At 58.6% G+C, this 20,303-nt stretch carries 20 protein-coding genes and 1 tRNA gene; 14 read left to right on the top strand and 7 right to left on the bottom strand.

Annotation, left to right across the window (positions count from 1 at the left end; all coding sequences use genetic code 11):
- The first annotated feature begins 173 nt into the window (after positions 1-173).
- The 3 genes from HALTADL_RS17505 to HALTADL_RS00105 all read left to right on the top strand — a co-directional run bounded on the left by HALTADL_RS17505 (position 174) and on the right by HALTADL_RS00105 (position 3,710).
- The gene (locus tag HALTADL_RS17505; protein WP_218143718.1) at positions 174-1,811 is read left to right on the top strand and encodes a hypothetical protein; all 1,638 of its coding nucleotides are present in this window, start codon (positions 174-176) and stop codon (positions 1,809-1,811) included.
- A gap of 99 nt (positions 1,812-1,910) precedes the next feature.
- Positions 1,911-2,567 (top strand): helix-turn-helix domain-containing protein, encoded by a 657-nt coding sequence (locus tag HALTADL_RS00100; protein ID WP_089673955.1) that lies wholly within the window; start codon positions 1,911-1,913, stop codon positions 2,565-2,567.
- A 105-nt stretch (positions 2,568-2,672) separates the two neighbouring features.
- On the top strand, positions 2,673-3,710 hold the full coding sequence (locus tag HALTADL_RS00105) for an NAD(P)/FAD-dependent oxidoreductase (protein ID WP_089673956.1): 1,038 nt from the start codon (positions 2,673-2,675) through the stop codon (positions 3,708-3,710).
- Positions 3,711-3,968: 258 nt separating this feature from the next.
- Here HALTADL_RS00105 and HALTADL_RS17065 read toward each other — a convergent pair whose 3' ends face one another.
- The 3 genes from HALTADL_RS17065 to HALTADL_RS00120 all read right to left on the bottom strand — a co-directional run bounded on the left by HALTADL_RS17065 (position 3,969) and on the right by HALTADL_RS00120 (position 6,733).
- Positions 3,969-4,796 carry an AAA family ATPase gene (locus HALTADL_RS17065; protein ID WP_162551636.1) on the bottom strand — a complete coding sequence of 276 codons (828 nt, stop codon included), beginning with the start codon at positions 4,794-4,796 and terminating at the stop codon, positions 3,969-3,971.
- 241 nt (positions 4,797-5,037) lie between these two features.
- Complete coding sequence (locus HALTADL_RS00110) at positions 5,038-6,204, bottom strand: ISH3-like element ISHla1 family transposase (RefSeq protein WP_009486633.1); 1,167 nt, start codon at positions 6,202-6,204, stop codon at positions 5,038-5,040.
- 458 nt (positions 6,205-6,662) lie between these two features.
- Positions 6,663-6,733, bottom strand: a tRNA-Gly gene (locus HALTADL_RS00120).
- A gap of 346 nt (positions 6,734-7,079) precedes the next feature.
- On the opposite strand from HALTADL_RS00120, the gene HALTADL_RS00125 reads away from it, so the two are divergent.
- From HALTADL_RS00125 to HALTADL_RS00150, 6 genes are all read left to right on the top strand, one after another.
- Positions 7,080-7,871, top strand: a complete 792-nt coding sequence (locus tag HALTADL_RS00125; RefSeq protein WP_089673814.1) for a transporter substrate-binding domain-containing protein — start codon at positions 7,080-7,082, stop codon at positions 7,869-7,871.
- 4 nt (positions 7,872-7,875) lie between these two features.
- The gene (locus HALTADL_RS00130; RefSeq protein ID WP_089673798.1) at positions 7,876-8,592 is read left to right on the top strand and encodes an amino acid ABC transporter permease; all 717 of its coding nucleotides are present in this window, start codon (positions 7,876-7,878) and stop codon (positions 8,590-8,592) included.
- Positions 8,589-9,323, top strand: a complete 735-nt coding sequence (locus HALTADL_RS00135; protein ID WP_089673799.1) for an amino acid ABC transporter ATP-binding protein — start codon at positions 8,589-8,591, stop codon at positions 9,321-9,323. The genes HALTADL_RS00130 and HALTADL_RS00135 overlap by 4 nt, the downstream gene beginning before the upstream one ends.
- Positions 9,320-10,336, top strand: coding sequence for an amino acid ABC transporter permease (locus HALTADL_RS00140; RefSeq protein ID WP_089673800.1), 1,017 nt, complete (start codon positions 9,320-9,322; stop codon positions 10,334-10,336). The genes HALTADL_RS00135 and HALTADL_RS00140 overlap by 4 nt, the downstream gene beginning before the upstream one ends.
- Positions 10,337-10,615: 279 nt before the next feature.
- Complete coding sequence (locus tag HALTADL_RS00145) at positions 10,616-10,975, top strand: hypothetical protein (RefSeq protein WP_245708522.1); 360 nt, start codon at positions 10,616-10,618, stop codon at positions 10,973-10,975.
- A gap of 96 nt (positions 10,976-11,071) precedes the next feature.
- Entirely contained in the window at positions 11,072-11,284 is a 213-nt protein-coding gene (locus HALTADL_RS00150; RefSeq protein WP_245708523.1) for a YgaP family membrane protein, read from the top strand.
- On the opposite strand, the gene HALTADL_RS00155 is transcribed toward HALTADL_RS00150, so the two are convergent.
- Complete coding sequence (locus HALTADL_RS00155) at positions 11,271-12,161, bottom strand: ParB N-terminal domain-containing protein (protein WP_089673802.1); 891 nt, start codon at positions 12,159-12,161, stop codon at positions 11,271-11,273. The two genes, HALTADL_RS00150 and HALTADL_RS00155, sit on opposite strands and share 14 nt — an antisense overlap.
- Before the next feature lie 228 nt (positions 12,162-12,389).
- On the opposite strand from HALTADL_RS00155, the gene rdfA reads away from it, so the two are divergent.
- The 3 genes from rdfA to HALTADL_RS00170 all read left to right on the top strand — a co-directional run bounded on the left by rdfA (position 12,390) and on the right by HALTADL_RS00170 (position 15,623).
- The gene (gene rdfA, locus HALTADL_RS00160) at positions 12,390-13,016 is read left to right on the top strand and encodes a rod-determining factor RdfA (protein ID WP_089673803.1); all 627 of its coding nucleotides are present in this window, start codon (positions 12,390-12,392) and stop codon (positions 13,014-13,016) included.
- 44 nt (positions 13,017-13,060) lie between these two features.
- A complete protein-coding gene (locus HALTADL_RS00165; RefSeq protein ID WP_089673804.1) occupies positions 13,061-15,040 on the top strand; it encodes an archaea-specific SMC-related protein in 1,980 nt (659 codons plus the stop codon).
- A gap of 64 nt (positions 15,041-15,104) precedes the next feature.
- Entirely contained in the window at positions 15,105-15,623 is a 519-nt protein-coding gene (locus HALTADL_RS00170) for a TspO/MBR family protein (protein WP_089673805.1), read from the top strand.
- Positions 15,624-15,644: 21 nt separating this feature from the next.
- Here HALTADL_RS00170 and aglF read toward each other — a convergent pair whose 3' ends face one another.
- Complete coding sequence (gene aglF, locus HALTADL_RS00175) at positions 15,645-16,370, bottom strand: UTP--glucose-1-phosphate uridylyltransferase AglF (protein ID WP_089673806.1); 726 nt, start codon at positions 16,368-16,370, stop codon at positions 15,645-15,647.
- 136 nt (positions 16,371-16,506) lie between these two features.
- Here aglF and aglM point away from each other — a divergent pair, with 136 nt between their 5' ends.
- Positions 16,507-17,802 (top strand): UDP-glucose 6-dehydrogenase AglM, encoded by a 1,296-nt coding sequence (gene aglM, locus HALTADL_RS00180; RefSeq protein WP_089673807.1) that lies wholly within the window; start codon positions 16,507-16,509, stop codon positions 17,800-17,802.
- A 6-nt stretch (positions 17,803-17,808) separates the two neighbouring features.
- On the opposite strand, the gene HALTADL_RS00185 is transcribed toward aglM, so the two are convergent.
- A complete protein-coding gene (locus tag HALTADL_RS00185; protein WP_089673808.1) occupies positions 17,809-18,258 on the bottom strand; it encodes a halocyanin domain-containing protein in 450 nt (149 codons plus the stop codon).
- A 160-nt stretch (positions 18,259-18,418) separates the two neighbouring features.
- Here HALTADL_RS00185 and HALTADL_RS00190 point away from each other — a divergent pair, with 160 nt between their 5' ends.
- Complete coding sequence (locus HALTADL_RS00190) at positions 18,419-18,802, top strand: winged helix-turn-helix domain-containing protein (RefSeq protein ID WP_089673809.1); 384 nt, start codon at positions 18,419-18,421, stop codon at positions 18,800-18,802.
- Between the two features lie 4 nt (positions 18,803-18,806).
- Here the strand turns inward: HALTADL_RS00190 and HALTADL_RS00195 are convergent, their stop codons facing one another.
- Positions 18,807-20,270: a carotenoid oxygenase family protein gene (locus tag HALTADL_RS00195; protein WP_162551637.1), complete on the bottom strand. Its 1,464-nt coding sequence runs from the start codon at positions 20,268-20,270 to the stop codon at positions 18,807-18,809.
- Positions 20,271-20,303: the final 33 nt, after the last annotated feature.

Genomic DNA, 20,303 nt, shown 5'->3' on the forward strand with positions numbered 1-20,303 from the left:
CATGGACCGTGGTTCGACTTCGAAGCCGGGGCCACCTCCGAGGTCCAAAACTGAAGGCTGACCGCAGATACGGGGTTGTTAGTGTCCGACAGGCCACTCTCACCGAACCACGCTGACAGATGGTATCGAAGGCAACGGGTGTATAGCTGGCCGACATACTTCTTGTGAGACAAATGAATCGAATAATAACAAATAAATCGGCAGGTCGGCGGATTCGACAGACTCTCGGATTTCTCTTCGTCTTCAGCCTCGTCTTCGGCCTCGTGGTCGCCCCGTTCGGAATCATCACTGTGGGGACCGCAGTTGGCCAGTCAGCTGACCAACAGGAGTCCGAACCCCCCGGCTATGAAGAACTTAGCGACGAGCTGGTGACCGCCGCCGAGGTCGACTTCCAAACCGAGCCGGAGGTCTCCGAAGAACAACGGGCAGCCGCTGAAACGGGTGTCCAAGAGGGGATCGAACTCGCCCGAGCTGACGGCTTCGAACCGACACCCGAGGGCGAACAAGCAGCACTGCAAGCCGCACTGCACGCTGCCGCACAGTATCCGGACGCAGCTGCTGAACAGGTCCAAGCCGCCAACAGAGGAGCGGTTCACGGAGCGGTCATTCAAGGCGAAGAGATCGATACCGACCAGCTCCGGGCCGGGATCTACGGCAGTGGTGTCGGCACGCTCTCACAGCATCAGCAAGCCAGCGTCGAGCAGATACAGAACGGGGCCTACGGTGCGGCCATCGGGAGCCTCTCCCAGCATCAACAGGCCGACGTGACGCAACTCCAGTACGCCGCTGTCGGTGCATCCGCCGGGGCCGTCTACAGTGCGATGCAGTCTCAAGAGGTGACAATCGAACAGATTCAGGTCGCTGCCCAAGGCGGGGCCGAAGGGGCGCTCGAAGGGGTCCAATCGGTTAGCGTCGAACAAATCATGGCCGCAGCCTTTGGCAGTGCGAGCGGCGGCGCCGAAACACCTGTTGCCGACCGCGAGAAAGTCCTCAGAACGACACAGTCGGCTGCCAAAGGGTCACTGACACAGAGCCAAGAGGCAACCGTCGTCCAGATCCAAGGGGCCGCCCGCGGGGCCTCTGAAGGGACGCTCTCACAGCATCAGCAAGTGACCGTCAGCCAGGTTCAGGTGATCGCCGAGAGCGCGGCGACCGGTGCGATTTCCCAGTATCAGGAGGCAACTGTCGTCCAGATCCAGTCGGCCGCACAGGGTGCGAGTCAGGGGGCGGCGACACTCACACAGCAACAGGAGGTCACCGTCGAGCAGATCCAGATCCAAACCGAGCAGGTGGCGGTTGAGACGGTTCAAACAGCCGTTGAGTACGACGTCGAGGATTCGACGACGATCGTCGACTATGCCGAGACGACGGTCGAACAAGAGGCACAGCCCGAAGAGCCGGATGGTGAGCAACCTGCGCCCGACGATCCAAATGCTCCGGACGGTCCGCAGGCACCGACGGAGCCCGAAGCCCCCGGTGGGCCAACAGGGCCTGAAGCGCCAGCCGAACCTGAAGCACCTGCAGAGCCCGAAGCTCCAGTCGGACCTGAAGCACCTGCTGAGCCTGAAGCACCAGTCGGACCTGAAGCACCTGCTGAGCCCGAAGGACCTGCAGATCCTGATGGTCCTTCGGCTCCGGAAGCACCAGCCGAACCCGAAGAACCCGAAGCGCCGGATGAACCCGAATCCGAGGAGCCAGAAGAACCGGACGAGTCCGAGGGTTCGAGTGACTCCGAGGACGCTGGAGACTCAGATGACTCAGAAGATGAGGATTCCGAGGATTCGGGTGACTCAGGAGAGTCCGACGAGTAAACGGTACAATCGCCCACCACTATTTTGCCGGTCGACCGCAAAGAACGAACGGCCCGCCAGCATCGTCGCCCGACTCCAGCGGTGGTCTCGGAGCCCCACATGACAGTTATCGCGGATATTAGCCTCCCCGCCGACAGTTTCGCACTCGGCCGTCTTTTGAGTGACGTCACTGGCATCGAGACTGAACTCGAACGTATCGTCCCACTCCGTGAGACCGTCATGCCGCTGTTCTGGATTTCTGGGGCCGACCCAGCAGTAATCAAAGACGTGCTTTCTGACGATCCACGGACGATAGCCGTCGACCAACTCACGACCACGAATGGCAAGACACTCTTTGAGGTCCACTGGACGACCGAGACCGACGGACTCGTCGGCGCGCTCGTCGACACACGAGGGAAGATCCTCGAAGCAAGCGGGACCGACAAAACGTGGGATTTCCGGCTCCGATTCGGTTCACACAGCGAGCTATCGGCGTTTAATATGGCACTCACAGCCGACAACATTGCTGTCACGCTCCGGCACATCTACAACCCCACCCCTCGTGGGGATGGGGCTGGGCTCTCGACGATCCAGCGGGAGACGCTCCTGACAGCATACGACCACGGGTATTTTCGAGTCCCGCGCCGGACGACCCTCGTTGCACTCGCCGACAGAGAGGGTATCAGCGATAGCGCGTATTCCCAGCGCATCCGACGTGGAATAGCCGGGCTCATCGAGCAAACGCTGCTCTCCGAAGAGTCCTGTCGGTCCGAGTAATCGCCGGTCTGTCGACTCAATTGGAACTGGAGACAACGATCCGGACGTGCGCCCAACGCGAACGACTGCTTGCCACTTATGTATGCCGCAGTCTTACTTTCGAATATGAGTGAGAGTGACGGAGATGGGGATGGAGAGTCGGACACAGAGGTCTACGAGGTGGCGGTTGTCGGTGGGGGTCCGGCTGGACTGTCGGCAGCATTGTACACGACACGCCTGAGTCACGACACCGTCGTGATCGACCGCGGCGGCGGCCGAGCGGCAATGATGCTCGATACGCACAACGTAATCGGGGTTACTGAGGACGTGTCGGGCAACGAGTTCCTCGGCACCGCGAGCAATCAGGTCGAAGAGTACGGTGGTGACGTGATTCGAGACTTCGTCACCGAAATCGAGCGCGAACCGGATGGTCGGTTCCGGCTCAGCGGGAACTCCACTGAGGTCATTGCCGACCGCGTCGTGCTTGGCGTCGGCTTCTCCGACGAGCGACCCGAGCCACCGCTGCCGCGCACGGGCAAGGGACTCCACTACTGTCTCCACTGTGATGCCTACATGTTCATCGACGAGTCGGTGTACGTGATGGGCACCGGCGACTCGGCGGCCCATGTTGCGATGATCATGCTCAACTTCACCGACGAGGTCGACATCCTCACTCGCGGCGACGAAATCGAGTGGAGCGACGAGACCCAAAAGCTGGTCGACGGCCACCCGGTCGACGTGATCCACGAGGACGTGACGGGGATGAACAAGTCCGACGACGGCTGGCTCGAAAGCTTCGAGTTCGAGGATGGAACGGTTCGGGAGTACAAGGGCGGCTTTGCGCTGTATGGCTCGAACTACAACACCGAGTTGGCCGAGGCACTCGACTGTGATCTCAACGACGACGGGACAATCGTTGTCGACGACCACGGGCAGACCAGCGTCGACGGGATCTACGCGGTTGGCGACATCACGCCGGGGCACAATCAGGTGCCGGTGGCGATGGGCAAGGGTGCGAAAGCGGGGCTGGCGATTCACAAAGAACTACGGACGTTCCCCAAGTCCCTCGAAGAGTTGGAGGCCGAGGGGCCGGTTGCCGAGAGCGATGTGCCCGGCGTCTCGGCTGAGATTCAGGCCGCGGCGCGGAGTTTCGGCGACGACTAAGCGTCTGCGGGAAACGGTAAGGTAATTAATGGCGTGTCGTGAATGAGTGTATACGTCGATCAGGCGGCGTTGGAACGCGATGATTGCCGCGGTCGACGTTTTTGTGCGCTAGTGATCTACTGTCTTCAATCTCGTGACCGTGACCATGCAGTGCCTCGACGATCAGTAGGTCATCCTGTGGATGGTTTGTCGACCGCATGGAGGTATTATCGCTCCTAAAATTGAGGCCGTGTGATTTCGTACGTAGTCTACAATTTGTTACCGTAGCCACGGAAGAATGCTTCTAGATGGTCTTTGCCGGTCAATTAGAGAATCATCTCCACCTTCGTCAAGGTTCAATGCATTCTCTTGAGGATTCAAATATATTTTATCCATTGTATCACGAACAAATTCAGCAACTATTTCACTATCTTCGCTAATCTGTTCGTCTCTTAATATTTCTCTATAACCATCTAGAGATAGTGCCATTCTTGCTCTGAATTCATATTCTTCCATGAGTATTTTTTGCCTCCTATAATTTGAAACTGTAAACCAAACTGCTACAGATACAGATAATATGAGAAACACTTTTGCTATATTTGTATCTATTGTGGTAGTAGTACTTGTGGAAATGTCATAATATATGAAGCCTGCAAAAAGAAGTAGAACTAATATACTTCCTATTGATGCATATTTCCAATATTCCAAATTTTGTTCTAATTGGTCTTTTCTCTCCGAGAATTGTTTCCCTAACGATGCACTAGTTGTTCTCTTAATCAATCCTCTAGCAGTCTCTTCTAGCTGTCTAATTTTCTCTTCTTTTGATAATATCTCATCTTGTTTTTCATCTAATTTGTTTAATTTATGTATAAATTCTTGTTCTTGATTTTCTAACTTATTTTTATGCGTTCTGAGTGAATAATTAGAACTTCTAGAACCATGAAGTTCGTAATTTATATTTTCAATTTTTCTATCTATTTCTCTTACTTTATTTATGTTGTCATCATTGGTTTCATTATTGATGATCTCTTGACGTTCTTGTTCTAACTGTTCTCTTTGATGTATTAGTTCAGCCAATTCTTCTTTGCTACTAGTCACTTTAACCACCTATTTCAGCACTACCGTCATTCAACAAATACATACATTGAAATCACACCTAGATTCAGTACCTCACAAAGCATCCTCGGCTAGCTGTTTCTGCGGCCTGAGTTCTGTGTCGAAGCGGTTGTACTGACGGTCTCGACGAGAGAATTACGGACGGATCGACGGAGAGCTGTCGCTGTCGGCGGCGGTCAGCCGCCGACGCGACAGCGTCGCCACTCACTCCGCTGGCTTGCTCGGTCGGTGGTTAGCGGTGGAATCGGTCGTCAGGTGGCCGATTCGCGGGGACGGCCCGACGCACCGCGAGGGCCGTCCACGCAGCTCGTCGAATCATATTGACGAACTCCTTGTACGGCCACCACCAGAGGCGACGCCCGCCTCGGCGGGGCGTCGCCACATACTCGTAGTGAAGGTACCGCCAGACGTTCTGTAAGAGGAGACTCACCACCACGTACAGCAGCCGTACCGTTGGATCTCGTGTTGTCGTTGTCGCTATCGCTTGCTCAAACAAGCGATAGCTTGACTCGATACCGAAGCGTTTCGAGTAGTGGTATCGAGCGTCCCGTGGTGAGTCGATGAACGGCGCGTCAGCGGCGTAGCCGTGACGCGCCACACCGTTCTCGTCATACTTCCCATTTAGGTACGTACAGTCGATGTAGACGGGAAAATCGACGGTCCAGCTGTGACCGTCGAGTTTCCCCGTCAGATCATGCTGAATGACGCGACTCCATCCTTCCGAGAGCTCTTGCTGAATCGCCTCACCCCACCGGATGATCGGGATCACGTACGCGTAATTGTGCGCCTGAAGCAGCGTGAGACACTTACTGTCGTAGAATCCGCGATCAAGGTAGACGGCCTTGACCCCGGCGTCAAGGCCGTCGAGGACACCGAAGAACTCAGCGAGGACACTACTTGCGGTATCGCCGTCTTTGAGACGGCGTACCGCCAGCGTGTAGCGTTTGTTCTTCACACGCGCGTAGAGTGTGGCATAGGCGTGGAACGCAGTGGTTCCACGCTTCGCTACCGAGTGATAGAGGCCGTCTGTGTCGTCTTCGTCACCGTAGTAGGGCCGCAGGTGGAGGTCTGCGCAGACCTCCACCTGTTCGGGGAGCAATTCATCGAGATCCTTTCGCAGGAGCGTGTTAGCGACTCGTTCGAGCCGTTCCGGCTCGAACTTCGTCCGAAGATGGTAGAGGACCGTGTTCCCAGCGGGTGAGTTCTGGCTCGACGCACAGAGCGTAGAGACAGAGGTCCCGTCGGCGCAAGCGCCGACGAGGACCTCATAGATGTCTTCAGCAGTGATTTCAGCGTTATTGGCTAACGAGAGCGAAACTTCCTCGTCAAGGCGGTTGACGAGAAAGTTAAGAAGCTGGTCCTCGTGGATCTCACCGTCTGCTTGTTTGGTTTTAGACACACCTTCAGCAAGCAGACGTTCTAACTAAGCGGCTTTGTGAAGTACTGAGATTTGATAAATGTGCGTGATACATTCAACGATTATCCCATCGTCGAAGCATTTCGGCGTCTAAATCACCTCGGAGATATGCAACACCCCACGCCGTAATTTCATACATTTCTCTGTGGATTGCCCCAACAAGCTCCCGCATAATTAGTTCACGACACCGCTCACGAACTCGGGCCTCGGACGCTTGGAGGTCTCGGAACTGTTTGTCCTCAACGATCATGGCGGGCGTCGACCTCACCGTCGATATACTGCGCTCCGTGGTCAGTACTGATAGAGACGCCATGTCCAGAACGGTTCAGTAATCCACGATCAGCGAATGTCCACAGTGGTATTGGTTCTGACCAGCTGGCTACCGCCGCGGATATGCTCGACGAGGACGACAACCCGGCATCAGCGTGAGAAAGCAGAGATGTGCAGCCGGGGAATCGAACCCCGATCGCTAGCTTGGAAGGCTAGAGTCTTACCATTAGACCAGCCGCACGCAATACTGGATTGCCGGTGGCCTAACAAATCACTTTCCATTCGCTATCGGTGACTGAGAGCAGCATAATTCGGCGTCGCAGGTATCGGATTCCCTTCTTGCAGCAAGATGGCCCGAGTTCGAATCTCGGTCGGTACTTTCTATCTAACTCGCTGGCGAATACACCACCAGTCGACCCGAGTAGGTGTCCCATCCACCCCAGTCGACGGACGCTCACAGAGATGCGGGAAAATGTAATTGGAACCCACAATTCAGAACAAGTACCTGAAAACAGCCCAGATACTGTGTGGCCGTCGACATTCTCTGTGTCGAAACGTTAAACACCGATAGCTACAAGTACCGTAGTATGACACCTGATGCCAATATAGATCGACGGAGCTACCTGAAGGCGGTCGGTGCAGTCGGCGCGAGTGGCGCACTCGCAGGCTGTACGGGCGGCAGCGACGACAGCGACGACGGCGGAAACAACGTTATCAATCCCGGCACAGCACCCGGCTTCCCGCCGTTCGAGTACACCCAGGACGGCGAACTCGTCGGCTTCGACGTCGACCTCGCGGAGGCGGCCATCGAGCGGGCGGGCTACGAGGTCGGCGAGTGGACCGAAATCGAGTTCGACTCGCTGATCCCCTCGCTGACACAGGGTAACGTTGACCTCGTCGCCGCGGCGATGACGATCACCGAGGATCGACAACAGCAGATCGCTTTCACCGACCCCTACTACGAATCGGATCAGGCCGTCCTCGTCCGGGAAGGCGGCGATCTCAGCCCCGAAAGCGTCGACGACCTCGCGGGCGCGGTCGTCGGAGCCCAGTCCGGGACGACCGGTCAGGACGAAGTCGAAGCGTTAGTCGACGACGGCACTGTTGCTGCTGACGATGTCCGGCAGTACGACAACTACACCCTCGGCGTACAGGACCTCGAAAACGGTAACGTCGACGTACTGATCATCGACATCCCCGTGGCGGAGAACTTCGCCGACGGACGAGCGGTCACCATCGCCTTCACCATCGAGACCGGCGAGGTCTACGGGATGGGAATGCGACAGGACGACGACCGACTCGCCGATATCAACGACGCGCTCGCCGAAATGCAGGAGGACGGCACCTACGACGAGCTCGTCACCGAGTGGTTCGAATAACACGATGGAGCCGGGAGTCCTGCAGGCGACCGATTGGCAGTTCATCTTCGCCAATCGGCAGACCCTGCTTTTGGGTGTCGTCGTCACCGTTCTCCTGACAGCGACGAGTCTTACCCTTGGCTTTGCCCTCGGCTTTCCTGCTGGGGCCATCGAGGTCTACGGCGATAGCTGGCTTGCGTCGACCGTCAACACTGCCGGGATCGTCCTGCGCGGGACGCCGATCGTCGTGCTGATCTTCCTGTTCCACTTCGGGCTGCCGATCCCACAGCTGGGGACCGTACCGGTGATCGACATGAAGCTCGCCGTGTTCGTCGCGGCAATGCTGGCTCTCGGGCTGCGGAGTGCGGCCTATCAGGGCCAAGTATTCAGAGGATCGATCCAGTCGATCAGCGAGGGCCAGCTTGAGGCTGCCCGATCAGTTGGCATGAGTAAACGACAGGCGATCAGGCACGTCGTCTTTCCGCAGGCGGTCCGTCGGTCGCTGCCGGGGTTCCAAAACGAGTTTACTATCGTTCTTAAAGACACCAGCGTCGCCATTGGGATCGGGCTGGCCGAACTGTTGACCCGTGCCGAGCGACTCTATCTCCAGCCCGGCCGCGATACCGCGGTGATCGAGGTCCTCATCGTGATCAGTATGATCTACTTCGTGCTCACGTTCACGACGAACCGAGCACTCGACTACGTCCACAGTCGGTATGCGATTCCAGGTGGCAACTCATGAGTTTACTACGCGTCGACAATGTCGACAAATCCTACGGCGACGAACCGGTACTGAACGATGTGAGCTTCGCGATGGACCGCCAGCAGGTCGAAGTCATCGTCGGGCCCAGCGGCTCGGGGAAGTCGACGCTGCTCCGGTGTATCAACCGGCTCACCGAGATCGACAGCGGCGAGATCTATCTCGACGACGAGGAGATTCACTCGGTCGACGAAAACGAACTCCGTCGCCGGGTCGGGATGGTCTTTCAGGATTTCAACCTCTTTGCCCATCTCACCGCTCGCGGTAATATTACACTCGGCCTACGCGAAGTGCTGGGGCTCTCGACGGAGGAGGCCAACGCGAAGGCCGACGACTATCTCGACCGGGTCGGCCTCGCGGACCAAGCCAAGTCGTATCCCGCAGAGCTGTCGGGTGGCCAACAACAGCGAGTGGGGATCGCCCGCGCGCTGGCGATGGACCCAGAACTCATCCTCTTCGACGAGCCGACGAGTGCGCTTGATCCAGAACTTATCGGCGAGGTGCTGACGGTGATGGAGGACCTCGCCGAGGAGGGGATGACAATGCTCTGTGTCACCCACGAGATGGGCTTTGCCCGCTCGGCCGCCGACACGATCACGTTCCTCGATGATGGCGAGATCATCGAGCGAGGGCCACCCGAACAGCTGTTCGAAAACCCCGAACACGACCGCACACGGACATTCCTCGGCGAACTGACAGACCTCAACCGATGAGCACCGAAACAGTCGACTCGGCCGTCGGAACCATCCGCGGTCGGAAAAAAGTGGTCGCCGGGGTTGTCGGTGGGGCGCTGTGGCTGTGGCTGCTCGCACGGTGGGCTGTCCATAACACGCTGCTTGACAGCATATTTACTGCTATCGGGCTTCCGGACCTCGTCCACTCGGAGGTGCGTGTCGGGGTCCGGGAGCCGTGGATTCCGGCAGCGCCGTTTCAGGCCGTTGCCGATGCTATCGGTGGTATTGCGGCCGCGGTTGGCCCGGCGAACTTCCTCTTCGAGTGGCTAGCGTGGCCCTTTGAGCTCGCGGCGTTCGCCACGTCGACCGGACCAGCGCTGGCTGAAGGGGCATTCATCACTGTCTATCTGACGGTGTTTTCGATGGTCTTCGGACTCGTGATCGCGGTGCCGCTTGCAGTGACGCGTGTCTACGGGGGACCGGTCAGCAGTCGACTCTCGATGGCCTACACCGAGTTGATTCGCGGGACGCCGCTGTTGGCACAGCTGTTTTTCTTCTACTTCGGGCTGCCGCTGGCGGGGATCATCGGGAGCTTCGGGATCATGGAACTCTCCGGGATGCCACGGGCCGCGGCTGTCGTGGCCATCATCGCTTTTACGATCAACTCCTCGGCGTATCAGGCCGAATACATTCGGGCTGCCCTCCAATCGGTCGACGAAGGGCAGTTAACGGCCGCCCGCGCGGTTGGCCTCTCGAAACGGAAGGGGATTCGCCACATCGTCCTCCCGCAGGGGCTTCGGTTCGCCATTCCAGGGTGGACCAATGAGTTTGTCTACCTGATCAAATACTCCTCGCTGGCCGCCTTTATTACGGTCCCCGAGATGTTCCGGCGGGCCCGCGATATCGGCTCGGATACGTTCCAGTACACCGAGATATACGTCGTCGTCGGGCTCTGTTACCTCGGTTTAGTGATCACGACTGCGATGCTGATGAATCGACTCGAAGACCGCCTTGCCGTGCCGGGCGTTGGACAGTCAGCCGGTCGAGAGTAACAACCGCCGTCTCGCTTGAACGGAGCAAGTTTCGGCCGACATCGTAGCTATCGGTGGGCTATTGGAGGACCTAAGCCAGCTCGTGGCCCAAGCTCAAATCCAGACAACAGAGTCGACTGAGGACAACCGGCTTTCAGTCGACAGAGGCCGGTCACCAATCACGGTTTTACCGAAGTAGGCAATGCATACTGGCTACAGACGTATAGTAGGAACTCTATACTAGCTCTTACAGAGTGGTAGCTAATTCATACTGAAGTATAGCCTCCCAATCTGCAGTGTATGGCCCTCCATTCGGATTCGACTGCCAACAGACGTTTGGCCCACACTAACAGCCAACACCGCCAGCGTGAGTTCGGCGACAGTCGACAGTATATTCGAATTAACGCACGAATTGAGCGACCAATGAACAGTCACGGCGCACTGCGGTTGTCGGCTGCCGATGGCCAACGAACGTTTCAGATCGTCGACTACGCGACCGACGACCTCCGAGTGGCGTTGGCTGATGGTGTCGATGGCGAGACGGTTACGGTCCGACTCGTCGCGCTCGGCTCGCGGGGTGATGCATGGCGCGTGGTTGCGGTCGAACCGACCGAGCAGTCTGACAGGGTGAGTCATATACCAGTCAATATCGGTGACTGAATCATTTAAACTGAGAAATATTCGTGGGCGTGTTGATTCCAATGAGATGGATCGTGTTGGACAACCCATATATTACAGTCCCCACAACGAGCAGGTATGATCCCTGAACAAAATGTCGGCGGCACGGATCGACTCCTCCGCGCAGCATTCGCAGTCGTCTTCACAGTCCTCGCAGTTACTGCGATCCGGAAACGGAACTACTACCTACTTTTGAGTGCCGGACTGGGAGCTATCGGTCTCGGTTTCAACGCCGTCACCTGTTTCTGCGGGTTGAACGAAGCACTCGGCATCGACACTACTGAAGAGTAGCGACGCTCTGTTCTTCGTTTTCGGTCGACGCCAATCCGGCCAGATCCGGGTGCGATTGAAGCCGGTCGGGAAGCGATTCCAAGGTGGTCGACCCACTGGCGACTCGGTCCCGAACCTGTTGCCACTGGCTGTGCCGAACGAGGATGACGACCGGCACCGCCTCCAACCCCAGCAGTTTGGCAATCGCCAGCCGGTTCCGTCCGTCGTAAAACAGCAGTTCACCATCCCGACCGACCATCAGCGCAATTTCGCCGTCGACCGTTTGAGCGTACGTATTCGACCGGGCGTGATCGAACGGATTAGCGGTCGACGCCTGAAGCTCCGCCTGTGTACTGTATCCATCGGCCTCAACGGTACTGTAAAGCGCATCGATCCCCTGACAGCGCCGGTCGAGATCCGAACGGGAGCGACATCTCCAAGGATCGCCACCCGCCTCGATAACGTCGAGACACTGTGCGTAGAGATCGGTCTCGGGCCACCGCACCCCCTCCTCGAAATGAGACTGAAATGACCGATAGATGACCGACTCCGAGAAGGGTCGACGCCCGGTGTCCCAATCGCCATCGAGCACGCGACCGGCAAAGTGGTAGTTCGGGAGCGTAAACCGGTCGGGAATCGCCGTACTGCAGTCGCCCGATAACTCCTGCCACGAGATCGAATCGGTGATCTCGGTGGGGTCGACCCAGTAGACGCGGTAAGGATTGGTCGGAGCGTCATGCCGAAGCCAAGTCTGGAGACGAGCCGCATCAACGATCAGCTTCGCACAGCCGTCCCGCAGTCGGTACAGTGTGGGTTCGACGGTTGGATGCTTCTTCATAAACCCCGTGGCAGTGGTCCGAAACCGATGGACGAGCGTGTGATAGGTCTCCTGAATCATGGCTGGAGGGAAGCAGCAGTAGCGACCAGTCGACGAGTAGTGTAACGGAAGTGTCTGTCAGCAAATAAAGGTAATTCTGTGAATAAAGATGGTCTCGAAATCGGTATTGTGTGGCTGTAATGCAGAGCGACAGGTCGAAGCGAGTGTCGAAGCCGATAGATACAGATAGCCACACCGAAATCACCGAACAATGATCGGAGCCGACGCACCCACAGGAGGTAACTGTCGATGGTGACGAAGGTCCGGCGGCTAATCGAAGCGTATGAGCTGTCGACTGTGGGCCAAGAGCTCGCCGACCGGTGGGTTGGAGACGGCTACGAACGGGAGAGTCTCCGTGCGCTCGCCGACCGGTTCAACAGGCGTCTGCTGGCCGCCAACATGGAGTCAGCGGGACTTTCACCACTAGATGGCGAGGTCGACAACACCTACCGGCTGCTGACTGACGACGAGGTGAGTGCAGGGATGGAGACCCAAGCTCGCCGCCGCCTCGAACGCGAGGAGGTCGACCCCGAGGAACTACTGGGAGATTTCGTCTCCCACCAGGCGATTCACACCTACCTCACCAAGGATCGAGAAGTCGACCCACCCGAGAATCAGACGTCGGCGGCCGACAGACTCGACCGCGACCGCGAGACGATCCAGCGGCTCCAGAGCCGTCTGGAGGCGGTGACCGACGACACAATCGGTCGACTCAACACGGCCGACAGTATCGATATCGGAGATTTCAGTGTGCTCGTCGACGTGCAGGTGTTCTGTGAGGAGTGTGGACAGCAGTACGAGATCGGTGAGCTCCTCACACGGGGTGGCTGTCAGTGTGACTCGACACCAACCGACGGAACCGATTCGGAGGAGTGACAATAAGTGGTAATTGTTAACCATCCCAACCGACAACGGCACCCATGGGACAGTCACAGATGAGTGAGACGGAGCTGTCCGTTGCAGTTCGGAATCTTGGGGGGATCGACGAGTCGACGGTGCGGCTCCGGACAGGAGTCAACGTGTTGTCGGGGCGGAACGCGACCAACCGAACATCGTTTCTTCGGGCACTGATGGGTGCACTCGGCAGCGACGGCGTCTCGCTGAAGGCGGATGCGGAGGTCGGCGAGGTGACACTGCGAATGGCCGATGGGACCTACAGCCGACGGCTCGAACGACAAAACGGCACGGTCACTGATTCGGGCTCGCCGTATCTCGACGATCCGATGCTGGCGGATCTGTTTGCCTTTCTACTGGAGTCCAACGAGGCTCGTCGCACAGTGAGTCGGAGCGAGAACCTTCGGGAACTCATTATGCGCCCGGTCGACGTCGAGGAGATCAACGCCGAAATCGAGTCGACCCATGCCGAAAAACGCCGGCTCGACGACCGGATCGACGAACTGAGTGATCTCGACGCCAAGCTTCCCGAGCACGAAACCGAGAAGGCCGCAATCGAGGACGATATCGAGGAGCTACAGGCCGAACTTGAGGCCAAACGTGCGGATCTCGACGCGATGGATGGCACCGTCGACGCCAACCAAGCCGAGCAAGAGGCCCTCGACGAGCGCCTCGAAGAGCTTCAGTCGGTCCAGTCGGAGCTCGAAGAGACGCGATTCCAACGGGAGACCGAACGCGAGAGCGTCGAGACGCTCCGCGAGGAACGCGAGGAGATCCAAACCGAACTCGACGCACTCCCGGAGACGTCGACCGACGAGCGCGACCGAATCGAAAGCCAACTTGCCGATCTCCGCCAGCAACGCTCACAGCTGGATTCGACCACGAGCCAACTCCAGAGCGTCATTCAGTTCAACGAGGAGATGCTGGAGGGAACGAACACGGCGATTGCGGAGGCACTCCGAGATGAACCCTCAGCAACCGGTGTAGAGTCCGACAGCTCCGGAACTGAGGCACTGACCGACCAACTCGTCGATGACAGTGAGTCGGTCGTCTGTTGGACCTGCGGCAGCGAGGTCGAGCAGCGCGATATCGAGTCGACGCTCGACCGACTCAGGGGGGTTCGACAGGAGACGCTGGCCGAACGCCGTGAGCTTCGCAGCGAGATCGAAGCGCTGACTGACCGACTGCAATCGCTCGAAACCGCCCACGAAAGCCGGAGCGATCTCGAACAACGCCTCCAGCGAACGAGCGCCGAAATCGAATCCCGGACAGACCGGATCGACACCCTCGAAGACGACCTCGAAGCGCTCCGACAGCGGGCAACGACGCTCGAAGCCGAGATCGAGGACCACGAGCAGTCGACCGATAGCACCGTGCTCGAACAGCACACTGAGATCAATCAGTTGGAGTTCGATCTCGGCCGCCGGGAGAGCGACCGCCAAGAAATCGAGTCCCGCATCGACACGGTCGAATCCAAACTGGCCGAACGCGACCAACTCGAAGCCGACCGAGAGAAACTCCAACAGCGGCTCACTGAGCTTCGGACACAGGTCGACCAACTCGAAGCCGACGCGGTCGAGGCGTTCAACGAGCATATGGCGGCCGTATTGGAGACACTGGGCTACGACAACATCGAGCGGATCTGGATCGAACGGACGACCGAAACCGTCCGCGAGGGACGACGCCACGTCGACCAATCGGTGTTTCGCCTCCATATCGTCCGCCGAGCCGATGACGGGCGGAGCTACGAGGATACCATCGACCACCTCAGCGAGAGCGAACGCGAGGTGACGGGACTCGTTTTCGCACTGGCCGGCTACCTCGTTCATGAAGTCCACGAAGTCGTCCCGTTCATGCTGCTCGACTCGCTGGAGGCCATCGACGCCGAGCGGATCGCCGCGTTGGTCGACTACGTCAGCGACTACGTCGAGACGATTGTGGTGGCGCTCCTTCCGGAGGACGCCCAAGCACTCGACGACAGCCACCACCGTGTGACCGAGATCTAGTCTCTACCGGTAGCCACCATCTACTGGCCAGTAGGCTCATTCTACTAGAGGTTCACAGTTCAGTATGTCCCTGCGTCAGCGCGTGAAGTCGACACTTGCTATCGACAATCTGAGCCGTCGTGATCTCATCGGAGCGACCATCACGGCCGTCCTCGTCACACTCGTCGGTGCCAGTGGCTCGGTCGTCACCACACCCGATAGCCAATGGTTTCAGTCACTCACGCTGCCGTGGTACTATCCGCCGACCTGGGCGTTCGGGCTGGTCTGGACGCTGCTGTTTGTACTGATCGGTTGTGCCGCATATCTGATCTACCGGCAGGGACCCGAGCGTCGACCAGTCCGGATCGCACTCGGACTGTTCGGTCTCCAGATGGTGGTCAACGTCGCGTGGTCGCCGGTGTTTTTCGAACTCCAGAATCCACCGTTGGCACTCGGGGTGATTGGACTCCTGTGGGGCCTTATTGCCGCAACGATGTGGGCGTTCACCCGCGTCGACCGTCGGGCGGCACTTCTGTTGGTTCCGTATCTCGCGTGGGTGAGCTTCGCGGCGCTACTCAACTACTCGATCTGGCAGCTCAACTGAGATAAAAACGGAACGGTCGACCTACGGCGTCTGTGTCTGTTCTTGGAGCCGTTTTTCGGCCTCGTCGCGGTCCTCTGGGTAGCCGACATCGATTCGCCAGCCGTCGATCTTGATCGCGTCGATTGTTCGGCCGCTGCGGATCAGCAGGTCAATTGCCTCGCTGATCTCGAACTCGCCGCGGTTCGAGGGTTGGACCAGTTTGCAGGCGTGGAAAATTGCGGGCGAGAAGGTATAGAATCCGGTCATCACCAAATTCGACTCCGGCTCGTCGGGCTTTTCGACGACATCGGTGATCTCGCCGTAGGCGTTGGTCTCACAGACGCCGTACCGGCCCGCATCTTCCCACGGAACTTCCTCGACAAGGAACGCGGCATCAGCCCGGTCCTCACGCTGTCGACGAACCACGTCCTGCAGATTGGCGTTGAAGATGTTGTCGCCAAGCATCAGCATGAAGTCGTCGTCGATGTGTTCTTCGACCATCAGCAGGGCGTGGGCCAGCCCCTTCTGTTCGCGCTGGTGGGTGTAGGTGATCGGAATCCCGTCGAACTCGTCGCCGTAGTGTTCGATGATCGATTCTTTCATGTAGCCAACCACGACGACGAACTCGTCGGCACCCAGTTCTTTCAGCTGTTCGAAACAGTGGGTCAACAGCGGCTTATCGTCGACCTCGACCATGCCTTTCGGTTTATCGTCGGTCAGAGGCCGAAGCCGAGTTCCCTTCCCTGCTGCGAGGACGACTGCTTTCATTACCCGGCGTTCCTGCTCCGCGGCTAAATACTTTCACGTTAGATAATCTATTATGAGATCCAAAAATGGGACAGAGCCGATATCAGGATATGATACGACACAACAGTCAAATTAGACGAGCAACTCTACAGACCCAATGAAACTCAGCGTTGTCGGCAGTGGCTACGTAGGGACGACAATTGCGGCCTGTTTCGCCGATCTCGGCCACGAGGTGACTGCCATCGACATCGACCAGTCGGTCGTCGACAGTCTCAATCGGGGCGAGGCCGCGATCCACGAGCCGGGACTCGACGAACTGTTGGCCGACCACGTCGGCGACCGGCTAACTGCCACCACCGACTACAGTGCGATCACTGACACGGAAGTCACCTTCCTCGCGCTGCCTACCCCTTCCAACAAGGACGGAAGCATCGATACCTCGATCATCCTCGCAGCGGCTGAAGCCGTCGGTGAAGCGCTGGCCAATAAAACGGATCGCCACCTCGTCGTCACGAAAAGCACCGTCACACCCGGTACCACCCAAACCGAGATCGCCCCCGCAGTCCGCGAGGCCGCAGGTGACCGGTCGAAGAGAATCAGTTTCGGGATGAATCCCGAGTTCCTCCGCGAGGGGACCGCCGTCGACGATTTCCTCGATCCCGACAAGATCGTCCTCGGCACCGAAGCGGGCGACGAGTGGGGTGTCGACACACTCGACGCAGTGTTCGCCCCGCTGGTCGAGCAAACTGGCGCGCCGGTCGTCAGGACGGGGATTCGCGAGGCTGAGATGATCAAGTACGCCAACAATGCCTTTCTGGCAACCAAAATCAGCCTGATCAACGAGTTGGGCAACATCTGCAAGGAGTACGGCGTCGACGCCTACGAAGTGGCCGACGCAGTCGGGCTCGACGACCGGATCGGCGAGCAGTTCCTCCGGAGCGGCGTCGGCTGGGGCGGCTCCTGTTTCCCGAAGGACGTCGCCGCAATCATCGCCGCCGCGCGCCAGCAGGGGTATGAGCCGGAGCTCCTGTCGGCGGCGGTTGGCGTCAACGACCGCCAGCCCGGTCGACTGGTCGACCTCCTGACCAGCCACGTCGACCCCGCCGGTAAACGGATCGCCGTGCTCGGTCTCGCATTTAAACCCGACACTGACGATATCCGCAACTCGCGAGCGATTCCACTGATTCAGTCATTGCTCGATCAGGGGGCATCGGTTGTCGCCTACGACCCCGTTGCGGCCGACAACATGCGTGAGAACTACCCAGATATCGAGTACGCAGACAGTGCGGCCGCCGCACTCGACGACGCCGATGGCGCACTCGTCGTGACCGACTGGCCCGAGTTCGCCGATCTCGACGGCGAGTTCGATGAGATGGCCTCGCCGGTCGTCGTCGACGGTCGACGGATCATCGAACGACGGGATGGGATCATCTACGAAGGACTCACTTGGTAAGAGAGCCTACGCGATGACGTCGACCGAACCACTCATACCCTGTTTCGCATGGGGTTGGCAGACGTATTCGTAGCTCCCGGTCTCGTCGAACATGTGTTCGAACGTGTAGCCCGCTTCATCGGTGGTGCCGCGGTCCTCGTGGCTTACGAAGGTTCCCTCGGCTTCGACAACGTTGTGACCGCCACCCCGGCCCGTCCACTCCCAGATCACGGTGGTGCCGACCGAAATCCGTATCTCAGCCGGGGCGAACTGAACCCCATCCGCGCCCGCACCGACCTCGACCGTCACACGGTCCTGTCCAGTGCGGTCGACCAGCCCCTCGGCCGTCGACGCGGTGTCGTCGCTCTCCGGCAGTGACTCATCTTCACCGCCCGTACAGCCAGTGAGGCTGATCGTCAGGGCTGTACCAGCGTACCGGGCGAATCGTCGCCGACGAAGCAGACCGCTCGCAGTCATTTCTTTTCATAGACAGGTAGGGAGAGGAGCACCTAAAACGGATGGGGATAACTGCAGCAAATCGATAGCGACACGCCGAGAGAGTTGGGATCATGAGTCGGCGTCTCGTTGCGCCGCCTCAACAGTATATTTATCAGCAAGTCGGGTATACCGTGGAACAATGGTTCATGACCCGTCGGCGCGGGATGACGAGTATCTGAGTGAGGACGTCCTCAGTACGCTCGGCGATGAGCCAACACGAACGATCATCGAAACGCTTTCCGAGCCGATGACCGCAACCGAGCTCTCGGAGGCGTGTGATATCCCGCAGTCGACGATGTACCGCAAACTCGATCAGCTGACCGAGGCCTCGCTGGTGACTGAATCGACCCAGATCCGAGAGAGCGGTCAGCATACGACCCGCTACGAGCTGGATTTCGACGAAATCGCAGTCCAGCTCTCCGAGGAGCATACGCTGACGACAAAGATCGACCGCCCGGCACGGGAGTCGACGGCCGACCAGCGGCTCGAAGAGCTGTGGGCACAGATCCGCGAAGGCACCTGAGGGACTACGGCATTGTTCGATGCGGCCGCTCGTCGTCGGGATACCACTGACCGTGGAAGCCGAACGGAAACACGGTCGGTAGCTGGACGCGGGCCAGTTCCGAAAACGAGGAGCCGTCGAGAATCAGGAGGACAGAGCGGTCGACGCGGGTATCCAACAACACCGACAGAACCACGCCATCGTCCTCATCGGTCTCTCCTATGCCGGGTTCGGAGGCTGGCCTGCGGGCGACAAAGACCGGCTCTCCGGGATAAACACCCGGCTCGCTCCAGACGGTGTGGCTCTCGGTTTCGAGATCATACTTTAGGAGACAGTTCAACAGCCCCGTCGCTACCGAGCCACTGTGACCCGCAGCGTACAGATACCGATAGGAACGTGTGTTGACCGCCCGATAGTTGATCATCGGGAACTCAACGGGCCCCGGAAACAGCGACTGCTCCGCGATACCCCCGTCCTTCAGGGGGAGCCGATACCGACGTAGCTCGCCGCCCGGCACCGGCTCCTCACCGCTTCGGAGTCGGTCGAGGGACAACGACTGGATTACATCGCTGTCCTCGAAGGCGATCACATCGACCACAACCCTGCTTTCGGCTGGCTCCTCGAAGGCGTTGACGTGGTGGAAGACGAAACAGGGGTCGACGCGAGGTGTCGAGACGACCTCGCCGCTCTGGCGATCAAAGAGCAGAAACCGACTGGCGAGATCGTCATCCCACGAGTAGTTCTCGATAAACGGACGATCCCGAAGCAACGACCGTGGCGAGAGTCTAAGCGGTGACTCCATCAAAATCGCATACCGCTCGGTGAGACCGAACGAGTGGAAATAGGCGGGGCGGTCGACCTCGAACCCACCGACTTTGCGGCGAATATGGCTGTCTGTCGGTCGCTCGAACAGCACGTACTCGCTTGTCCGGCCGAACTCAATGCCCATGTTGACGACCATCTCAGTCCCGAAATCGTAGTGTGGATGGCCCAGACTGCCAGTGATCGACAGCCCATCGTTGTGCTCAACTGTTTCCTCTGTCTCCAGCGTCTTGGCATCGAATTTGACCGCACGTGGCGTCTCGGTGATTGCAATCGGATCGGTACCGATCCGGTCGACGCTGATCGAGGCGTTATCGGTAAGCTCTGGATTCATCAGCCCCGTCAGTCGATCCCACACCGACGACGGCGCGGTCGTGCCGAACTGGTCGTGTTTGAGTTCGCCTTCCCGCCTAACGTGTTCGTACTCTTCGCTCCGAAGAAACCGATTCGAGACGCTGACAGTGCCGTCTTCGATGCGAAACCGGCGGAGCATCGCCAGTCCGTCGAACCAGTGGTTCAGTGATTGGTCGTCGACCTCAAAGCGGCCCGGCCCGTTCCGAAACAGCGTCCCCGAAAGCCACGACGGAATCGTTCCCTCGACAGGACACTCGACTCGGTCGAACTCCCGGCCAACCGATTCGAGCCCGGCTGTGTAGGGTGGCTCCATACCCCACTGTCGACGGCTCGTAAGGTAGTTCTG

Origin of the sequence: Halohasta litchfieldiae (assembly GCF_002788215.1) — an archaeon.
GTDB classification, from domain to species: Archaea; Halobacteriota; Halobacteria; order Halobacteriales; family Haloferacaceae; genus Halohasta; species Halohasta litchfieldiae.